We start from the raw sequence: 19298 nt of genomic DNA on the forward strand, positions 1-19298 counted from the left end.
CTCAGACGCGCCGTCCGCGCCAGGGGCCATTGGGCGGGGCCCAGCTTCCTGGCCATGCTGTTGTTCGAGAAGTACGGCCAGCACCGGCCCCTCAACCGTCAGGCCGAGCGCTTCGCGCGCGAAGGGGTGCCGCTCAGCACGTCGACGCTCGCCGACCAGGTCGGCGCTGCCGCCTTGGCGCTGACGCCGCTTTATCGGCTGATCGAGGACCATGTGCTCGCCGCCGAGCGATTGCATGGTGACGATACCACCGTCCCGGTCATGGCGAAGGGCAAGACCGATACCGCCAGGCTGTGGATATATGTCCGCGACGACAAGCCGTTCGCTGGTGCCGAACCGCCCGCGGCACTGTTCCATTATTCGCGAGACCGGCGCGGCGAACATCCGCAGACCCATCTGGCGTCCTGGTCAGGCATCCTGCAGGCCGACGCCTATGCCGGCTATGGAGAGCTTTACCGCGAGGGTCGCGCGCCGGCACCGATTATCGAGGCTGGCTGCTTCGCGCATGCAAGGCGCAAGTTCTTCGAGCTCGCCGATGTCGAGGGCGCTGCGCGAAGGAAGAGCCGCGGCGAGCGCACCCGCATGATCTACCCGATCGCGCTGGAAGCCGTCCAGAAGCTCGACGCCCTGTTCGAGATCGAGCGCAGCATCAACGGCCGATCCGCGGCTGAACGCTTAGCCGATCGCCGCGAGCGCAGCGCGCCTTTGATGGACGATCTGCACAGCTGGCTCCAGGCTCAGCTCGCCAGGCTGTCGCGCAACCATGATCTGGCCAAAGCGATCAACTACATGCTGCGCCGCTGGCCGGCGTTCACCCGCTTCCTCAGCGACGGTCGGGTCTGTTTGTCCAATAACGCTGCCGAACGGGCCCTGCGCTGCGTGCCACTCGGTCGTAAAGCCTGGCTGTTCTGCGGGTCTGATCGCGGCGGCGAACGCGCCGCCGTCTTCTACACGCTTATCCAGACCGCCAAGCTCAACGGCGTCGATCCGCAAGCCTGGCTCGCCGATGTCCTCGCCCGCATCGCCGAGCAACCGCTCAGCCGCCTCGACGAACTCCTGCCTTGGAAATGGAACCACGGAAGCGACGCCCTCGCTGCCTGATCACAGCCCGCCGCGCGCTTCACCGGATGGATACCGCCGAGCCTGCAAAGGCTATGTTCTGGGCGTCAAATCTGATCACCACTTTGGCTCATGGGCGGGCAAGCCACCGGTCGCCGGTAGGGCCGATGAGATTGCACGAGACCTCGAGCCAGAGGCATGGCAGCGCCTTTCCGCTGGCGAGGGCACCAAAGGCGCCCGGCTCCATGACTGGGCATACTGCGAACTCGCCGATCTCGAAGCCGACGAATACGATGAAAACCAATCAGGGCTGTGGACCCGCGGCCTGCTGATCCGCCGCAACATCAGCGACGGTGATCTCGCCTTCTTCACGACATGGTGCCCGGTCGGCACCGGCATCCAGGCTCTTGTCGCTGTCGAAGGTCATCGCTGGGCGATTGAAGACAGCTTCGAAACCGCCAAGAACGAGTTCGGCCTCGACCACAACGAAACCCGGTCATGGCATGGCTGGCACCGCCACATCTCGCTCGCCATGCTCGCCTTCGCCATGATGGCGGTGATCCGTTACCGTGCCAACGAAGTGACGCCCCCAAAAAAACCGAGGGTGCCGAACATCAAGATCTGATCCGGTGGTCCATGCAGGAAGTCCGCCGCATCGCCAACAAACTTGCCATGCGTCAGATCCAACCCGCATACATCATCGCGTGGTCATGCTGGCGGCGCGCTCACCAAGCCAACGCCAGAAAATCGCATCTCAAGGCGAAAACGCAACTGTAATGCTAGGAGCAAGAAAGCTCCCGAAAAGCAAGCAGCCCTTGTGCTGGGGCTGGTCATGGCATCCGCTTGGAGCTGACCTCGCTCGGCGCATAGCCGTAGCGGACCGCCCGGGCAGCGATCACCGCATCGGGCGGCGGCATGAAGGGGCCCGTATAGATCCGCCCGCGTTCAGCCGCACTGCCATCAAGCGTGTAGGCGATGCTCGCCCCCGGCGTGGCGCTGGTCAGCGACACGCGTCCGCTCTCGGTCGTGATTCTTGGCGCCTGAGTGACAGGTTGCACCATGCCGGGCCACATCGCCTCGATCATGGCGCGTTCGGGCATGGCGCTGAGATCGCCTGTCTGCGCGATCCAGCGATCCATCGCGCTGCGCAGGCGGACAAGGGTTGCGCGGTGCGCCGGATCATCGGCGAGATTGTCGATCTCGTGCGGGTCGGCCAGCGTATCGTACAATTCCTCGGACCCGCGCGGCGATGTGGCGAGGCGCTGGGCCGCGGGCGGTAGTGCCCCTTCCTGCCCGAGCCGCCAGAATTCCTGCATGGTCGGCATGGCATCGCGAAAGGCAAGCGGGCGCAGGACAGCCAGATCGGGCATATAGTTGCGGATGTATTTGAACCGCCCGTCGCGCACCGCCTTGGTCCGTTCCGGCACCTCGTCATGCCGGTCGGCGGCGGCAAAGACGTAATCTTGTGCCTCGCCGATGAGAAAATTGCGGCCCTGTATCCAACCCGGAGCTTCAACCCCGGCATAATGGAGAATGGTTGGAGCCAGATCGACAAAGCTTACCAGCCGATCCTCGATTTGTCCGGCCTTGCCCCCGTCAGGATAACGCACCATCAGCGGCACCCGGATGCCGCTGTCGTAGACGGTGCGCTTCATCCGCGGCAGCCCGTCGCCATGATCGGTGGTGATGATGACCAGCGTCTGGTCAAGCAGGCCTTCAGCCGCAAGCCGGGCGATGATCGTGCCGACCTTGCGCTCGGCAAACGCGATGTTGTCGTATTGGCGCGCAATATCGCTGCGCACTATGGGTGTATCGGGCAGATAGGGCGGCACCGTAACCGACGCCGGGTCAGTCACCCGTTGCTTGCCTGCAAGGTCGCGCCGGTTGCGCTGGGTAATGGCATTCACCAGTGGATTGGCGCTTTCGCGGTCTTCGGGCCAGAGATAGCTCTCGTGCGTCTCCATGATATTGATCATCGCAAAAAACGGCTGACCCGGTGCGCGCCCGCGCCAGTCGGCATCGGGCGCATTGGCATCCCAGACCGTGAAGGGTTCACCAAACTGGTAATCGGTCTTGCCGTTATTGCTGGTATAATAGCCCGCGCTGCGCAGCAGCTCGGGGAATGCCTTGACGGCGGGCGGGGGCGCCGCATCGTAATCGATCGGTCCGCCGCTCGCCATGCCCGGCAGCCCCGCCCGGGTGCGCATGTGCTGGGTGCCGAGCGTCTGCTGGTGAACCCCGGTGATCAGCGCCGAACGGCTGGGCGCGCACACGCCCGCCGTGGTGAAGGTGTTGGGATAGCGAACCGATTGTTGTGCCAGCCCGTCAAGCACCGGCGTCGTGGCGACTGGATCGCCAAATGCCCCGATCCGCGGGCTCATGTCCTCAAAGACGATCAGCACGATGTTGGGCTGTGCGGCCACCGGGGCGGGGCGGGGCTCCACGGCAGACGGTGCCACGCATCCGGCAAGCGCGAGAAGCGCAACGATAAGCGCAGGCTTCCGGCCCAGCCGCGCCCGCCGATTCCAGCCAGTAAGCATCAACGGCATCCACCCATCATATGTCAATGCAGCCTCGTATCACAGCATTCCAGTATTCGCCGCATCGCGTCCTGCGCCGATGTTTACGGGCTGGTGCGGCGACGCTTGCCCCGCCTCATGCCAAGCCTTGCAGCGTCAGAAGCTGTATCCGAAATTGATACCGAAAAGCGGAATGCATTTTTCGGGAGAAATCCGGTCAGATTGTTTGGCGTGATTTTCGCCGTGGTCAACAAGGCGTTGTGCGCCGCGTTCGTGAACAAGCGGAAGTCGAACAGGTTCTTGGCGAAAACGCTCACACTGAAACCGGTATATTGGGGAGTGAGGCCAAACCTAAGATCGACGACTGTGTAAGCTTCCTGATTGAGCAGCGGACACTGCCCGATCGCAAAAACTGCTCGCTCTGGTAGGAGACGAGCAAATCGGCAAATGCCAAATGCTGGCCCAATTCGCGTTCGTAACGGGGATTGAGTACCACCCGCCAACGCGGTGACGCGGGCAGTTGGGGCTGGCCTTTCCCCAGTACCGGATCGTTTGACCTGAAGCGACATACACCAGCCGATCGATCAGTAACTCTTAACCCAGCGCCGCCAAGAAAGGCTCGGAGGTTTATGAAGAAGGTACTTCAGATGTCATCGAAGCCATCAGCTAACGCCGCGCCTGCCCTATCCCGCCTCGATCGCGCCCGTGTCGTCCGTGATCGGGTGCTTGCGGTCTCGCGCCAGCATGGGCACTGGGAGGACGGTCAGGTCGGCACCGCGGATGACGGGCGGACCGCGCGGTACTGGAAGATCGACCAAGGCCTCGGCTGGTATGCCAGCGTCGCCACGCCTTTCACCCTCCCGACCTTCGTTCCCAGCCAGGCCGAGCTCCACATGGCCGCAGTGTACGGGATTGAGATTCCGCCCAAGCCCGATCGGCTCGTGGACATCTATTGGAACGACGTCGGGAAGGTAATGTCGCTGAGCGACCGCGATGACGAGGACAGGCTGATCGGGTTTGTCCCGGGGCCGTGGGAGACGGCATTCGGCCTGCCGGACCGGCCGTGGTCACCGTCGGTGGCTCGCCGCATCGTCCGCAGGCGGGACCTCAAGGCGGTGTGATCGCCTTGGCACTAGCTTCGAGCATACGCAGCCTGCGGCAGCGATCCTTCGCCAAACGAATGGGCAATGCGAGCGCCTGGCGCGTCAGCCTGAAGGCCCCGCAGCGATGATTCGGTTCGGAACAGACGGCTGACGCTATCGTCATGAAGACGGTTGGAATTGGGAGGGACCGTCCCATCGCTTCTGAAAGGAGCGCAGTTGGGTGTCTCCGGCAGACCGATCAAAACAGTGGACAACATCATTTTCGCGAGCAGCTATATCGCGATGAGCGAAGAGGGGACGGCTTCCCTATCGGCTTTCTGCGTCAAAGCGTTGCGTATCGCTGACGACAACTGCCTCGTCGGCTTCCGAAGGGGCATATGGCTGTCCAAAGGCGCTCCAAGGTTGCGAAAGCGAGGTGACGCTTTGCGCGTCTCCGGTGACGCGCCGATGCAAGCGCACAAAGTGATGGCGCGCCCGGAGGGAGTCGAACCCCCGACCGAGGAGGTAGAAGCTCCTTGCTCTATCCAACTGAGCTACGGGCGCGCACGCGATTGCCCTAACTGATTTCGCGCGGCGAGGAAACGGCGTCGCAATCCGTAAATCCCAAGGCCGGCATGGCATTGTTGCCAAGTCGGCCCGGTGCAAGGCTGGCCGTGCGTACCGCTTGCCGTTGCCCGGCGGATCGCGGATGAAGCGTGATCGAAGGGGTGGGTAATGCAGGAAATGAATAATCTCGACGCGCCGGTGGCGAAGGCTGCCGATCAGATCGCCGATGGCGGTTTTCGCTATTTCGACTTTGTAATGGCGGCGTTCGTCACCATCCTGTTGCTGTCGAACGTGATCGGTGCGGGCAAGGTGTCGGCGATCGATGGATTCGTGTTCGGCGCGGGCATCCTGTTCTTTCCGGTCAGCTATGTGATCGGTGACGTGCTGACCGAAGTCTATGGCTATGCCCGCGCGCGGCGGTGCATATGGGCTGGGTTTGGGGCGATGGTGTTCCTGGGGGTAATGTCGGCGGTGGTGGTGGCGATGCCGCCGGCACCCGGATGGGAGGGGCAAGCCGCCTATGAGGCGGTGTTTGGCGCGGTGCCGCGGATCGTATTCGCTTCGATCGCGGCGTTCTGGGCGGGCGAGTTCGTCAATTCCTATGTGCTGGCGCGGATGAAGCTGCTGACCAGGGGCAAGCATCTATGGTCGCGCACGATCGGATCGACGGTGGTGGGGCAGGGCGTCGACAGCCTGATCTTTTACCCGCTGGCGTTTCTGGGGGTGTGGGACACCACCCAGGTCTTCACCGTGCTGGTCACCAATTGGGGACTGAAAGTGTTGTGGGAAGCGCTGTTGACGCCGGTCACCTATGCCGTGGTCGGCGCATTGAAGCGGCGCGAAGGCGTCGACGTGTTCGACCGGGGCACCGATTTCACTCCGTTCCGCACCCGCGTCTGACCAATCAGGCAATCGCGGCGAGCAGGCTTTCGAACAGACGGCGGCCGTCAGTGCCGCCATGCGCGGCTTCGATGCGGCGTTCGGGATGCGGCATCATGCCCAGTACATTGCCGCGTTCGTTCAGCACGCCGGCAATGCCGCGCGCCGATCCGTTGACGTTGTCGGCATAGCGGAAGGCGATTCGGCCTTCACCTTCCAGCCGGTCGAGCGTCTCGCTATCAGCGAAATAATTCCCGTCATGATGCGCGACAGGAACGGTGATCGTCTCGTCGGCATCATAGTCGCGGGTGAACATCGACTGGTCGTTGCCGATCGTCAGCCGAACGTCGCGGCAGACGAAATCGAGGCCGGCATTGCGCATCAGCGCGCCCGGCAGCAGCCCGGTTTCGGTGAGGATCTGAAAGCCGTTGCAGATGCCGAGCACCGGCAGGCCCTTTTCAGCCGCAGCATGCACCGCCGCGACGATCGGGGATCGCGCAGCAATCGCGCCGCAGCGCAGATAATCGCCATAGGAAAAGCCGCCGGGCACCGCGACCAGTCCGATGTCGGCTGGCAATTCGGTGTCGCCATGCCATACCATCGTCGGTACCACCCCGGTCACGTCGTGGAGCGCAGTCGCGATGTCGCGATCGCAATTCGACCCGGGAAAGACGATGACCGCGGTCTTCATGCCAGCTTCTCGACCCGGTAATTTTCGATGACGGTGTTGGCGAGCAGCTTGCGGCACATATCGTCGATCGCCTGGTCGCTGGTGTCGTCGGCGACATCGAGTTCGAACAATTTGCCAGCGCGGACATCGGCGACGCCGGCAAAGCCCAGCGATCCCAGCGCGTGCTGGATCGCCCGGCCCTGCGGATCGAGGACGCCCGATTTGAGCGTGACGATGATGCGAAGCTTCATGGGATGCGCTTTCGGGTAATGCGGAATGTCGCGGTCGCTATGCCGTGATGCGCGCGGGGCTGCAAGCAAGCAGCGCCCAGACCTGTCGTCATGCCGGGAGCAGCGCGCTTGGCGAAACGCCCGGCGCGCGCATTGCATGGATGCCGGGTCTAGCCCGGCATGACGAACAGGAGCGGGGGCGTTATTTGCCCCGGCGCTTGCGGTGGGTTTCGAGGTCGAGAACCGCCGAATCGGCGTCTTCGGGCAGCAGGCCCAGGCGGCGCGCGACTTCCTGATAGGCTTCGACTTCGCCGCCCAAGTCGCGGCGGAAGCGGTCCTTGTCGAGCTTTTCGCCGGTGGCCATGTCCCACAGGCGGCAGTTATCGGGGCTGATTTCGTCGGCCAGGATGATCCGGCTGTAATCATTGTCCCAGATGCGCCCGAATTCGAGCTTGAAGTCGACCAGACGGATGCCGATCCCGGCGAACAGGCCGGAGAGGAAATCATTCACGCGGATCGCCAGGTCGGCGATGTCGTGCAACTCCTCCTGCGCGGCCCAGCCGAAGCAAAGGATATGCTCTTCAGTGACCAGCGGGTCGCCCAGCGCATCGTCCTTGAGGCAATATTCGATGATCGTGCGCGGCAACTGCGTGCCTTCCTCGATCCCCAACCGTTTCGACATCGAACCGGCAGCGACGTTGCGCACGACGACTTCGATCGGCACGATCTCGACCTGGCGGATCAATTGTTCGCGCATGTTGAGACGGCGCAGGAAATGCGTCGGCACGCCGATATTGCCGAGCAGGGTGAAGACATGCTCGGAGATACGGTTGTTCAGCACGCCCTTGCCGCTGATCGTGCCCTTTTTCTGCGCGTTGAACGCAGTGGCGTCGTCCTTGAAATACTGGATCAGCGTGCCAGGCTCAGGACCCTCGTAAAGGATCTTGGCCTTGCCCTCATAGATTTGGCGGCGGCGTGCCATTGGGCGGAACCCCTGAAAATGAGAGACCCCGGCGGCGCTCGGCAAAGGCCGCGCGTGCCGGGGCGTGTTGACGGCGCGTATATCGAAACCAAGCGGGCGGCGCAATCAGTCGTGCTGAAGGACTTGTGCCAGGACGATCCCGGCGCGGACGATGTCGGCATAGCCGATATAGAGCGGGGTCAGGCCGAAGCGGAGGATGTCGGGATCGCGGAAATCGCCGATGACGCCGGCGTCGATCAGCCGGGCCATGACCGCGCGGGCATCGCGATGGCGAAAGGCGATATGGCTGCCGCGCTGGCCGGCATCGCGCGGCGACACGCATTCGAGGCCGAGCGCATCGCCGATGCCGGCGAATACGTCGAACAGCGCCGCGCTTTTGGCGGCGAGCGATTCGATCGACACGTCGGCGATCGAATCGAGCCCGGCTTCGAGCGCGCCCATCGCCAGCATCGCGGGGGTGCCGCTGCGCCAGCGTTCCATGCCGGGGGCGGCTGCATAAGGGTCGGCGAAACCAAAGGGATCGGCATGGCCCATCCAGCCCGAGATCGGATTGTGGAAGCCCGCCTGATGCCGCTTGGCGACATAAAGGAATGCGGGCGCGCCGGGGCCGCCGTTGAGGAATTTATAGCCGCAGCCGACCGCGCAATCGGCGTTCGCATGGGAGAGATCGACCGGCACCGCGCCGGCGCTGTGGCTCAAATCCCAGCAGATCAGCGCGCCGGCATCGTGCGCGCGCTTGGTCCAGCCGGGCATGTCGAAGCGCTGCGACGTCTTGTAATGGACATGCGTCAGCAGCACGAGCGCGGTGCGATCGTCGATGGCGTCGCCCAGCGCTTCGCGCGGCACCGCGCGCAGCGTCGCGCCGGGAACACAGGCGACCGCGCCTTCGGCGATGTGCAGGTCGGTGGGGAAATTGCCCGCCTCGCTGACGACCATCGTCCGCGTCGGATCGTGACGAAGCGCGGCGACGATCAGCTTGAAAAGATTGGTCGAGGTCGAATCGGCGACGATCACTTCGTCGGCATCGGCACCGATCCAGCGCGCGAGCTTGCCGCCGATCCGCGCCGGGCTGTCCATCCAGCCTTCGCCCCAACTGCGGATCAGCCGATCGCCCCATTGGCGCTCGATCAGGTCGGTCCCGGCGGCGATCGTCGCGCGCGGCAGCGGCCCCAGCGAATTGCCGTCGAGATAGATGACGCCTTCGGGCAGCACGAACCGATCGCGCAGATCGCGCAGCGGATCGGCGGCGTCGCGCGCGCGGGCTTCGTCGAGGGTCATCACGGTTTGAGTGCCATGTCGATCGCAGGCCCGCCCCTATGCCAGAAGCCGGTCGCCGCGGGCGGCGAGGTTGCGGCGCAGCCTGCGAGACTCAAGGGTGGAGGGGAGGGCGAAGCGAAGCATTTTGGGTCGATACGAGCTTCCGCTGATTTTTAGAATTAGGCGCTTGCCCCGTCAGGTCGGAAAGCGGCGGTGCGGTCAGGCCATCGGCTCCCGCCGCCGCCAGCGCCGCCAGCCCCATAGACCCAGGCCACCAATCGCGATCCACGGCGCGGCGATGATCAGCAACGTCAGCACACCGCGCACAGACAGGGCGAACAAAGACCCCGATTCGCGTATCGTCTCGCCCACGGGTGCGAAAAAGCCGTCGGCGGCGGGAGCGGTGGCGGCATAGTCGATATGGATTGTCGAAAGCGCCACGCGCGTCTGCAATTCGGCGAGCCATCCGCGCGCCTGATCGAGTTCCTCCTGCGCCGTGGCGACGCTGCGTTCGGCCTCGACCAGATCGGCGACCTTGCCGTCGCGGTTGCGCAGGATCGCGGTCAGCCGCTCGACCAGGATTGCGCGCTGGCGGATTCGCGCTTCGGTATCGACGATCGCCTTCGATACGTCCTCGGCCTCAACCGCGTTGCTGACGGCGCGTCCGCCGCTGCCGGCGATTGCCTGGGTCAGTTTTTCGGTGAAGGGCCGGGCGATACTGCTGGCGACCTTCAGCGTCATCGTGCCGCCGGCATAGCTGCCGTCGCCGCCCGAGCGGTTTAGCGCGATCAACTGGCAGCGGCCCGCCCCCACCTTGTCACATAGCGCCAGATGCGCCTTTTGCGCGGCGGCGATGCCATCGGCCCCGACGGTGAAGCCCAGGCGATAGATATAGGCGATTCGCGGCACCGCGACGGTGACTGCCGATGCCCCGGCGGCCGGGGTGGCGGGCTGGGCACTGCTCGCGGCATCGGCGGCGGTGCCCGAGGGCTGATTTTGGCTGCACGCCGCGAGCAGCAAAAAGGCGAGCGGTAACCAGCGCATAGTATCTCCTATCAAGACGGTAGGGATCAGATCATGGTTGGAGGCGGGCGTCAATCGCTGGCATCTCGCCAGCGCGGCCCTGGCTTGCTATCGCACGGCGCAATGGCAACCGACCTGACCGATCCACCCGACCCCTTCGACCTGATCGTGGATGCCCCGTTCGACAGCGCGCTGTCTGAGCGGTACCTGGTCTATGCGATGTCGACGATCACCGCGCGATCGCTGCCCGACGTGCGCGATGGGCTGAAGCCGGTGCATCGGCGGCTGTTATGGGCGATGCGGCTGCTCAAGCTCGATCCGGCCAGCGGGTATAAGAAATGCGCGCGCGTCGTTGGCGACGTCATCGGCAAATATCATCCGCATGGCGACCAGTCGGTTTATGACGCGATGGTCCGCCTCGCACAGACCTTTGCGCTACGCTATCCGCTGGTCGACGGGCAGGGGAATTTCGGCAATATCGACGGCGATAACGCCGCCGCCTATCGCTATACCGAGGCGCGGCTGACGCAGGTTGCGATCGACCTGATGGCGGGGCTCGACGAGGATGCGGTCGATTATCGGCCGACCTATAATGGCGAGGATCACGAGCCCGAGCTGTTCCCGGGCGCCTTCCCCAATCTGCTCGCCAATGGCGCCGCTGGCATCGCGGTGGGGATGGCGACGTCGATTCCGCCGCACAATGCCGCCGAATTGCTCGATGCCGCGATCCTGCTGATCGACCAGCCGCAGGCCGATGACGCGGCGATCCTCGCGCATGTCACCGGCCCCGATTTCCCCACTGGCGGCATCGTCGTCGATTCGCCGGCGTCGATCGCCGAAAGCTACACCACCGGGCGCGGCGGCTTCCGCGTGCGCGCCAAATGGCAGATCGAGCGCGAAAAGGGCGGCGGCTGGACCGCGGTGGTGCATGAAATCCCCTATGGCGTGCAAAAGGGCAAGCTGATCGAGGCGATCGCGGCGCTGATCAACGACCGGAAATTCCCGATCCTCGCCGATATTCGCGACGAATCGGATGCCGAAGTTCGAATCGTCCTCGAACCGCGCAGCCGCACGGTCGATGCCCAGACGCTGATGGACGGGCTGTTCCGGCTGAGTGACCTCGAAGTGCGCGTGCCGCTGAACCTCAATGTGCTCGACAAGGATCGCACCCCGCGCGTGATGTCGCTGCGTGAGGCGCTGGCGGCGTGGGTCGAGCATCAGTTCGTGGTGCTCCAGCGCCGGTCGCAGCACCGGCTCGACAAGATCGCCGACCGGATCGAGCTGCTCGACGGCTATATCATCGCCTATCTCAACCTCGACCGGGTGATCGCGATCATCCGCGCCGAGGATGAGCCAAAGCCGGTGCTGATCGCCGAATTCGCGCTGAACGATCGCCAGGCCGAGGCGATCCTGAATATGCGGCTGCGCTCACTTCGCAAGCTGGAGGAAATGGAACTCCGCAACGAGCGCGACAAGCTCGACAAGGAAAAGGCCGAGCTGGAGGCGCTGCTGGCGTCCGAGGCGCGGCAGCGGACCCGGCTGAAGCGCGACCTGGGCAAGGTGCGCGATCGCTATGGTCCCGAGACGCTGCTGGGCAAGCGGCGCACGCTGATCGAAGAGGCGGGGCCGGCGCGCGAAATCCCGCTCGAGGCGATGATCGAGCGCGAGCCGATCACCGTGATCCTGTCACAGCGCGGGTGGATTCGCGCGATGAAGGGCCATGCCGACCTCGCCTCGACCGAGCCGATGAAGTTCCGCGAAGGCGATGGCCCGCGCTTCGCCTTTCACGCGCAGACCACCGACAAGCTGGTGCTCGCGTCCGAAAGCGGGCGGTTCTACACCTTGGGTGCCGACAAATTGCCCGGCGGACGCGGCTTTGGCGAGCCGGTGCGCGCGATGATCGACCTTGATGGCGATGGCGACATCGTGACCTTCGTGCGCGCGGGCGCGGCGGATTCGCGGCTGTTGGTGGCGGCGAATGACGGGCGCGGCTTTGTTGTGCGGATGGCCGATCTGATCGCCGAAACACGCAAGGGCAAGCAGGTGGTCACGCCGCGCGCGGGCGGCAAGCTGAAGCTGGTGCGGATGATCGATGCCGATGACGATTATGTCGCGGCGATCGGCGATAACCGCAAGCTGGTGGTGTTCCCCTTGACCGAAATGGCCGAATTGTCGCGCGGGCAGGGGGTGCAGATCCAGCGCTATCGCGACGGCGGCCTGTCCGATGTGCGGACCTTTCGCTTTGCCGATGGGCTTAGCTGGACGATGGGGGGCGAAAGCGCGCGGACCAGGGTGGAGGCCGATATGTCGCCTTGGCGGGCGGCGAGGGGCGCGGCGGGGCGGATGCCGCCCAATGGGTTCCCCCGCGACAATCGCTTCGGCTGATCGGGTTGGCTGATTCGGGTATCCGGGTGGGGACGAAATTAGCGAAAACTGGCCGATCATATTGTTCTTCAAGCGCTTTTAACGAATTTGGCGTAGGCGAGGGATAATGAAACGCGCCGACGCCCTTTGCGAGGAAACGTCAGACCCGATTCCGGGGTCGCCAGAGGCGTCGATCCGGCTGTTCGGCCCGCAAAAAAGCACCAAGTTTCTCGACCTGTTGCCGATCCCCGCAGCGATTATCGTCCTGAACGAGCATGGCTTTGGTTTTGAGGGGATCAACCAGGCATTCCGCCGCGCCGGGCTGGGCGTGACGGCGCAGGCATCGCCGATCATCCGTCTGCTCGGCGGGCAGATCGCCAGCTTCTTCGACAGTGACGAACGGTCGATCGAGTTTGACTGGCAATTTGGCGATACCGTCGATTCACGCTATTTTCGGGTGAAGATCGCTCGCCGGCTGGTGGATCATTCGCACAAGCGTGCGCTGGTGACGCTGATCGACAATACGTCGGAAACCCGCACCGAAAACAGCCTGCGCCGCGAAATGATGACCGACAGCCTGACCGGGCTGCCCAATCGAGCGGGTTTTACCGACCAGCTCGAAACCGCGATTACCGCAGGATCGCGCGCCGAATATGCGGTGCTGTCGATCAACCTCGATCGGTTCAGCCGGGTCAACGCCTGTATGGGCGCGATTTCGGGTGACGAGCTGCTGATTTCGGTCGCGCGGCGGATGAAGGGCGCATTGCGCGCGCGCGACGTGATCGCGCGCACCGGCGGCGACGAGTTCACCATCCTGATGGCGGTCGATGACGGCCCCGCCGACGCGCTGCACGTCGCCAAGCGGATCGAGGATTCGCTGGTGATGCCGTTCCGCCTGTCCGATTTCGAAATCCGCGTTTCGTGCTCGATCGGAATCGCGCTGGGGGCCGATGAGGCGGGCGATGCCGAGGAACTGGTCCGCCACGCGCAATTCGCGGTCAAGCGATCGAAGAAAACCGGTCGCTCCGAAGTCTATCAGACCCGCGCCTTCGACCTGGCGCGCCAGCAGTTCGGGATCGAAACCGAATTGCGCCGCGCGATCGACAATGGTGGCTTGCGACTGGCGTTTCAGCCGATCGTCGACCTGGCGACGGGGCGGATCATCGCGTTCGAGGCATTGTCGCGCTGGCGCACCGAACAGGGGGTCGAGCTTTCGCCGACCGAGTTCATTCCGGTCGCCGAGGAATCGGGACTGATCGTGCCGCTCGGGCGCTGGGCAATGGCGCAGGCCGCCGAGACGATCGCGCAATGGGACCGACTTGCCGGCGGCGATTGCGGTGTCAGTGTCGCGGTCAATCTGTCGGCGATCCAGCTTCAGCGCGACCGGGTTGCCCGGATGGTCGGCGATGCCTTGCAGAAATCGGGGGTCGATGGCCGCCGGCTGACGATCGAACTGACCGAAAGCGCGATCGTCGCCGATCCCGATCGCACCGCACACACCATCCGCGCGCTCAAGGAATTGGGCACCACGTTGGCGATGGATGATTTCGGCACCGGCTATTCGAACCTCGCCTATCTGCAAAAGCTGCCGATCGACGTGCTCAAGATCGACCGCAGCTTTGTTTCGGGGATGCTCGCCGATCGCGACAAGGTGGCAATCGTCCGCGCGATCCTCAGCCTGGCCCAGGCTTTGGGGATGAAGACCACCGCCGAAGGCATCGAAACCAACGAACTCGCGCAGACGCTGACCGCGCTTGGCTGCACCTTTGGCCAGGGCTATCTTTATTCGCAGCCGGTGCCAGCCGATCAGGCGTTTTTGCTGCTTTCCTCGCCCAAGAATTGAGCGACCACCGCATCGGCGATGGCTTCTGCGCGGTCAGCCTGCGGGAACCCCTCGGCGATCCAGCGATCCTCCACTTGCCGCAACAGCCGCGCGACATCGGGGCCGCGCCCGATCCCGCGCTGCACCAGTAATCCGCCGCTGACGGGCAGCACCGGCGGCTGCCAATCGGCGACTGCGCCGACATCGTCGCCCGACAGCAGCAGCCGATCGACCGCGCCTTCGCTGCCGATGCGATAGGCAAGCGCCGGGGCACCCTCGACCCCGATGGACTGAAACGCGCTGGCGAGTCGTTTGCGGCGGGCGTTGGACAGCTTCAGCCGCGCGCCCACGGCTTCGTTGATCGCCGGATCGGCTGGCAACAGCGCGGCGAGGCGGCGGATCGGGTCGGCGGCGATGCCTTGCGCTGCTTCGTTCGCAGCGAGCGTTTCGAGCCGGGCGACGCCGGCGGCATCGACCTCGGGGATCACCGGCAGCAGGATGTCGCGCTCGATCATCAGCCTGAGCACCCGCACCGCATCGCGCGCGACCAGCAGCTTTAGCAGTTCGTCGGCAATGCGTTCGCGCGACAATGCCATCAGGTCGCGCGCGCGCTGGGTGCAGGCAGCCAGCGCCGGGGCGTCGGGCGCATCGCCGAAGCGTGCCAGGAAACGGAAGAAGCGCAGGATCCGCAGATGATCCTCGGCGATCCGCCGCAGGGGATCGCCGATGAAGCGGACATGCCGCGCCGCCAGATCGTCCAGGCCGCCGAAATAATCGATCACTTCACCGGTCAGCGGATCGGCATAGAGCGCGTTCATCGTGAAATCGCGGCGGCTGGCGTCCTCGCGCCAATCGTCGGTGAAGGCGATCGTGGCGTGGCGGCCATCGGTGGAAACATCGCGCCGCAACGTGGTGATCTCGACCGGGCCAGAGGGGAGCACCGCCGTGATCGTGCCATGCGCGATGCCGGTCGGCACCGGCTTGAACCCGGCGCGGCGGACGATGTCGACGACATCCTCGGGCTGATGCCGAGTCGCGATGTCGATGTCGGTGACGGCGATCCCCAATAGCGTATCGCGCACCGCGCCGCCGACATAGCGTGCCGCGTCGGCCCCAAGCGCGGCGGTCAGTTCGGCCAGGCCTTCGCGCTGCCGCCATTCTGCGCCGGGCAGGATCATGACTGCCATCGCAGCCGCTGCGACAAATTGACGATCATCGCCGCCGTCGCGCCCCAGATCCGGTGGCCGTCCCAGAACATTTCGTGAAAATGCCGCGTGGTGCCGCGATAGTCGGCGCTGGCGCGGACATGGTTGGCGGGATCGAACAGGAAGGCCAGCGGCACTTCGAAGATCGCCTGCACTTCGCTCGGCTGCGCGATCAGGTGCAGGTCGGGGGGCACCACCGCCAGCACCGGCGTCACCGAAAAGCCGGTGACGGTGCGATAGCGATCGACCGCGCCGATGACGTTCACCGCATGGCGCGGCATGGCGATTTCCTCTTCGGCTTCGCGCAGCGCGGCGGCGATGGCATCGGCATCGCCGGCATCGATCCGCCCGCCGGGAAAGGCGACCTGCCCCGGATGGCGTGCCAGCGTGTCGGTGCGCTTGGTCAGGATGACGCCGGGTTGCGCGCGATCGGTGATCGCGACCAGCACCGCGGCGGGGGAGTCTATTCCCCCCTGCTCGATCTCGTGCGCGGGCATGTCGCCCGGCAACAGCACGGTATCGGGATGGGCGGGCCGTTCGAGTGCGTGACGAAGCCTTTCGGCAAGCGTCATGCGGCGGGCTCTAGCGCGAAAAAGGCCCCGTTGCTCCACACGCCGGCGGGGGTGCCGCCATTGGCGAGCGCGATGTCGGCGAGTTCATAATAGACCGATCGACCCACCAGCGCCTCCAGCTCGCCGCGCACATGCAGATAGGGGCGGGGGCCGTCTTCGCCCGAGGCAAAGCGAAGCGCATGATCGGGGCCGGCGGTGACCAGATCGCCGGTGTTCAGCCGGAAGGCCAGCTTCATCGCCTCGCCGCTGCCCTCGGCTTTCATCTCGACCGCGACGAAGGGTGCATCCTCGACTTCGATGTCGAGCTTTTCGACCGGGGTGACCAGCACATAGCTGCCATCGGGTTCGCGCCGCAGGATCGTCGAAAACAGTCGGACCATTTCGGTGCGGGTGATCGGCGAGCCTTCGTGATGCCACGTCCCGTCGCTGGCGATCCGCATGCCGCTGTCGCCGCAATGCTCGGGATTCCATTTATCGACCGGCGGCAGCTTATGCTCTTCGGCAAGGCGGGCGATGTCGGCGAGCGATAGGCTGGACAGATCGGGTTGGGTTGGCATGGGCATAGCCGTCATCCGTTAGGACCCACTTGCGTGACCGGCAAGCCGACTTTCGACGGTAGCGCCGATCCTTGGTCCGACGTGTCCTGCTTGCATCGGTATCCCATTGCCCAGCGCCAGCAGGCGGTGGGGCTCGAACGGCCCCGGCAGCCGCCATTGGCCGGTGCGGTCTGCGCCAAACCCAAAGAAACGCCCGTAATAATCGGGATCGCCGATCAGCATCAGCGAGTCGCCGCCAGCAATCGCACTGTTTTGCGCCACCTCGATCACGCGGCGGGTGAGCGCGCGGCCGATCCCGACATCCTGGCGCAGCGGCGACACCGCGATCGGCCCGACCAGGATCATCGGCACCCGATCGCCCGAATCGGCTGCCAGTTCCACCGGCCAGCATTGGATGCTGCCGACCAGCAAATCGCCCTCGACCGCCGCGAAGCTGAGCGGAGGGATGATGCCCACCGCTTCGCGCAGGCGATAGGCGGTGCGCTGTTGGCGATCGGTGCCAAAGACCGTATCGAGCAATGCTTCGACGGCATTTTGGTCGGTATCGGCAATCGGGATCAGGTCTGCCATGCTTTATCTTCCAGTCGCACCCGCATATCAGGCGTTCTGACATCGCGGGGCGGCGCGGCTTACCGCGTGCGACGCCGCGTGCAAGCGATAAGGAACGACGCCAGTGAAACTCTATGACGCACCCTGGGCACCCAGCCCCCGCCGCGTGCGCATCTTTCTGGCGGAAAAGGGCATTGTCATCGATCGCGAGCATGTCGATCTGCGCGATGGCGAGCAGTTGCGCGACGCCTTTCTAAAGATCAATCCGCGCGGCGCGGTGCCCGCGCTCGAACTGGATGACGGCGAAGTGCTGTGCGAATCGGCAGCGATCTGCCGCTATATCGAGGCGCTGTATCCTGAACCGGCACTGTTCGGTGCCGATCCACTGGCGATCGGGCGGATCGAATCCTGGACCCGGCGGATCGAGGGTGATGGCTATACCGCCGCCGTCTATGCGTTTCGCAACCGCTCTCCTGCCTTTGTCGATCGCGGAATCCCCGGCAATTGGCCGGCGGTGGCGCAAATCCCCGAACTGGCGGCGCGCGGCATGGTGATGTGGGACGGTTTCGTGAAGGCACTCGACGAGCGGCTGGCCGATCGCACCTGGATCGCCGGCGGCGGATATAGCTTTGCCGACATCACCGCGCTGGTGACGATCGATTTCGCCAAATCGGCGGCCAAGCTTGCGGTGCCCGAACGCGCGAAACACATATTACGTTGGCATGCCGCCGCGACGGCGCGGCCAAGTGCCGGTGCCTGATCGACGCTATTTCTCCGACCCTCCCGAAATAAGGCCATTTCCTTGCAAGATTCGCTGAAGCTTCAGGTCCGCGACCTGGAAGTAAACGTTCTGACCGGCGTCTATTCCGAAGAGACGCATTTGCCGCAGCCATTGCGGATTTCGATGACCGTCGACATCGCCTGTGCCGAGCATTTCCATCCCGATACGGCGCTGTCGGCGTCGAAAAGCTATCTCGAGCTGAAGGAAGCCGCGACGCAATTGCCGCAAGGCGTGCATTTCACGCTGATCGAGGGCGTGGCCGATCATATCGCCGAAACCTTGTTCGTCGCCGACCCGCGCGTGTTGCGTGTCGAGGTGGAGATCGTGAAGCTTGCGATTGCCGAAGCGGGCGAATCGATCGGGATCACGATGGTGCGGCACCGCCGGTGACGTCGGCCGGGCTTGCACTGGTTACCGGCAGTTGCCGCCGGCTGGGCGCGCATATCGCCGCGACGCTTGCCGCGGCGGAATATGATGTGGCGCTGCACGCCAGCCGCGATCCAAAGCCCGATGCGTGGGCCATCGCCGCGATCGAAGCCGCTGGCGTGGCCTGGCACGGCTTTGCCTGTGACCTCAACGATTTTTCGGCGGTCGAGCGGCTGGTGCCGGCGGTGGCGGCGCATTTCGGGCGGCGCGTCGATGTGCTGGTCAACAATGCGTCGCTATTCGATGCCGGCGACGGCAAATTGCCCGATGCGGCGGCGCTGGTCGCGCATTACCGGGTGAATGTCGCCGCCCCGATCGCGCTGGCCACCGCACTGGCAGAGCAGGGCGGGCGCGCCGTGGTCAACATCCTCGACCAGCGAATCGCCCGGCCGCATCGCGATCAGCTTGCTTATACCTTGTCGAAACAGGCACTTGCCGAGGCGACTCGGACATTGGCGGCGGTGTTGTCGCCCTTGGTGCGGGTGAATGCGGTCGCACCCGGCCTGACGCTGCCGACAGTGGATTACACGCCCGCGCAGCTCGACGCGCTGGCGGCGATGATGCCGCTTCGCCATTTGCCGTCACCGCAAGCTATTGCCGATGCAGTGCGCTTTCTGGTGGATGCCGAATCGAGCACCGGTCAGACGCTATATGTCGATGGCGGTGCGGCGCAGACCTGTTTTGCGCGCGATTTCGTGCATCTCGGGCGCGACGACTGAGCGCTTAGCCCGTCTTATTCACCGGCGGCATGGGA

Annotated in this window: 19 protein-coding genes, 1 tRNA gene and 1 pseudogene; 9 read left to right on the forward strand and 12 right to left on the reverse strand. The window is 64.6% G+C overall.

Going from position 1 to position 19298, the window contains the following annotated elements:
- Both tnpC and QU44_RS15365 read left to right on the forward strand, forming a co-directional pair.
- Positions 1 to 1101, forward strand: a 1101-nt coding sequence (gene tnpC / locus QU44_RS15360; protein WP_033923302.1) for an IS66 family transposase, incomplete at its 5' end; no start/stop codon positions are given.
- Between the two features lie 31 nt (positions 1102 to 1132).
- Positions 1133 to 1684, forward strand: a pseudogene (locus QU44_RS15365) (IS701 family transposase); the annotation flags it as partial.
- 205 nt (positions 1685 to 1889) lie between these two features.
- Here QU44_RS15365 and QU44_RS15370 read toward each other — a convergent pair.
- Both QU44_RS15370 and QU44_RS15375 read right to left on the reverse strand, forming a co-directional pair.
- Positions 1890 to 3518: a sulfatase-like hydrolase/transferase gene (locus QU44_RS15370; RefSeq protein ID WP_231621769.1), complete on the reverse strand. Its 1629-nt coding sequence runs from the start codon at positions 3516 to 3518 to the stop codon at positions 1890 to 1892.
- A gap of 164 nt (positions 3519 to 3682) precedes the next feature.
- Entirely contained in the window at positions 3683 to 3895 is a 213-nt protein-coding gene (locus QU44_RS15375; RefSeq protein ID WP_033923287.1) for a hypothetical protein, read from the reverse strand.
- Between the two features lie 312 nt (positions 3896 to 4207).
- Between QU44_RS15375 and QU44_RS15380 the strand changes: the two genes are divergently transcribed.
- Positions 4208 to 4699 carry a hypothetical protein gene (locus QU44_RS15380; RefSeq protein WP_156141227.1) on the forward strand — a complete coding sequence of 164 codons (492 nt, stop codon included), beginning with the start codon at positions 4208 to 4210 and terminating at the stop codon, positions 4697 to 4699.
- Between the two features lie 448 nt (positions 4700 to 5147).
- On the opposite strand, the gene QU44_RS15385 is transcribed toward QU44_RS15380, so the two are convergent.
- Positions 5148 to 5224, reverse strand: a tRNA-Arg gene (locus QU44_RS15385).
- Between the two features lie 180 nt (positions 5225 to 5404).
- Here QU44_RS15385 and QU44_RS15390 point away from each other — a divergent pair.
- On the forward strand, positions 5405 to 6127 hold the full coding sequence (locus tag QU44_RS15390; protein ID WP_033923305.1) for a queuosine precursor transporter: 723 nt from the start codon (positions 5405 to 5407) through the stop codon (positions 6125 to 6127).
- Between the two features lie 4 nt (positions 6128 to 6131).
- On the opposite strand, the gene purQ is transcribed toward QU44_RS15390, so the two are convergent.
- From purQ to QU44_RS15415, 5 genes are all read right to left on the reverse strand, one after another.
- Complete coding sequence (gene purQ / locus QU44_RS15395) at positions 6132 to 6797, reverse strand: phosphoribosylformylglycinamidine synthase subunit PurQ (RefSeq protein WP_033923289.1); 666 nt, start codon at positions 6795 to 6797, stop codon at positions 6132 to 6134.
- The gene (gene purS / locus QU44_RS15400; RefSeq protein WP_033923290.1) at positions 6794 to 7027 is read right to left on the reverse strand and encodes a phosphoribosylformylglycinamidine synthase subunit PurS; all 234 of its coding nucleotides are present in this window, start codon (positions 7025 to 7027) and stop codon (positions 6794 to 6796) included. Before purS ends, purQ begins: the two co-directional genes overlap by 4 nt.
- 181 nt (positions 7028 to 7208) lie before the next feature.
- Positions 7209 to 7988 (reverse strand): phosphoribosylaminoimidazolesuccinocarboxamide synthase, encoded by a 780-nt coding sequence (purC, locus tag QU44_RS15405; protein ID WP_033923292.1) that lies wholly within the window; start codon positions 7986 to 7988, stop codon positions 7209 to 7211.
- A 105-nt stretch (positions 7989 to 8093) separates the two neighbouring features.
- Complete coding sequence (gene kynU, locus QU44_RS15410; protein ID WP_033923306.1) at positions 8094 to 9266, reverse strand: kynureninase; 1173 nt, start codon at positions 9264 to 9266, stop codon at positions 8094 to 8096.
- Positions 9267 to 9464: 198 nt separating this feature from the next.
- Entirely contained in the window at positions 9465 to 10289 is an 825-nt protein-coding gene (locus QU44_RS15415) for a DUF4349 domain-containing protein (protein WP_052134949.1), read from the reverse strand.
- Positions 10290 to 10391: 102 nt separating this feature from the next.
- Between QU44_RS15415 and parC the strand changes: the two genes are divergently transcribed.
- Together parC and QU44_RS15425 are read left to right on the forward strand one after the other, a co-directional pair.
- The gene (gene parC, locus QU44_RS15420) at positions 10392 to 12653 is read left to right on the forward strand and encodes a DNA topoisomerase IV subunit A (RefSeq protein ID WP_033923294.1); all 2262 of its coding nucleotides are present in this window, start codon (positions 10392 to 10394) and stop codon (positions 12651 to 12653) included.
- A 106-nt stretch (positions 12654 to 12759) separates the two neighbouring features.
- Positions 12760 to 14475: a putative bifunctional diguanylate cyclase/phosphodiesterase gene (locus QU44_RS15425; RefSeq protein WP_081988101.1), complete on the forward strand. Its 1716-nt coding sequence runs from the start codon at positions 12760 to 12762 to the stop codon at positions 14473 to 14475.
- Here the strand turns inward: QU44_RS15425 and QU44_RS15430 are convergent.
- The 4 genes from QU44_RS15430 to QU44_RS18335 are packed head-to-tail and all read right to left on the reverse strand — an operon-like array spanning position 14439 to position 17358.
- A complete protein-coding gene (locus QU44_RS15430) occupies positions 14439 to 15641 on the reverse strand; it encodes a CCA tRNA nucleotidyltransferase (RefSeq protein ID WP_033923295.1) in 1203 nt (400 codons plus the stop codon). The genes QU44_RS15425 and QU44_RS15430 overlap by 37 nt on opposite strands.
- Entirely contained in the window at positions 15629 to 16231 is a 603-nt protein-coding gene (locus QU44_RS15435; RefSeq protein ID WP_033923296.1) for a CoA pyrophosphatase, read from the reverse strand. The genes QU44_RS15430 and QU44_RS15435 overlap by 13 nt, the downstream gene beginning before the upstream one ends.
- Entirely contained in the window at positions 16228 to 16794 is a 567-nt protein-coding gene (locus tag QU44_RS18330) for a DUF1285 domain-containing protein (protein WP_033923297.1), read from the reverse strand. The genes QU44_RS15435 and QU44_RS18330 overlap by 4 nt, the downstream gene beginning before the upstream one ends.
- A 12-nt stretch (positions 16795 to 16806) precedes the next feature.
- Positions 16807 to 17358, reverse strand: coding sequence for a GNAT family N-acetyltransferase (locus QU44_RS18335; protein WP_033923298.1), 552 nt, complete (start codon positions 17356 to 17358; stop codon positions 16807 to 16809).
- Between the two features lie 103 nt (positions 17359 to 17461).
- Here QU44_RS18335 and QU44_RS15450 point away from each other — a divergent pair, with 103 nt between their 5' ends.
- Genes QU44_RS15450 through QU44_RS15460 form a run of 3 tightly spaced genes read left to right on the forward strand, consistent with a single transcriptional unit; the run spans position 17462 to position 19263 of the window.
- Positions 17462 to 18097, forward strand: a complete 636-nt coding sequence (locus tag QU44_RS15450; protein ID WP_033923299.1) for a glutathione S-transferase family protein — start codon at positions 17462 to 17464, stop codon at positions 18095 to 18097.
- A gap of 42 nt (positions 18098 to 18139) precedes the next feature.
- Positions 18140 to 18508 (forward strand): dihydroneopterin aldolase, encoded by a 369-nt coding sequence (locus tag QU44_RS15455; protein WP_033923300.1) that lies wholly within the window; start codon positions 18140 to 18142, stop codon positions 18506 to 18508.
- Positions 18505 to 19263 carry an SDR family oxidoreductase gene (locus QU44_RS15460; RefSeq protein ID WP_033923301.1) on the forward strand — a complete coding sequence of 253 codons (759 nt, stop codon included), beginning with the start codon at positions 18505 to 18507 and terminating at the stop codon, positions 19261 to 19263. Before QU44_RS15455 ends, QU44_RS15460 begins: the two co-directional genes overlap by 4 nt.
- Positions 19264 to 19298: the final 35 nt, after the last annotated feature.

Origin of the sequence: Sphingomonas sp. 37zxx (assembly GCF_000786205.1) — a bacterium.
Lineage (GTDB): Bacteria > Pseudomonadota > Alphaproteobacteria > Sphingomonadales > Sphingomonadaceae > Sphingomonas.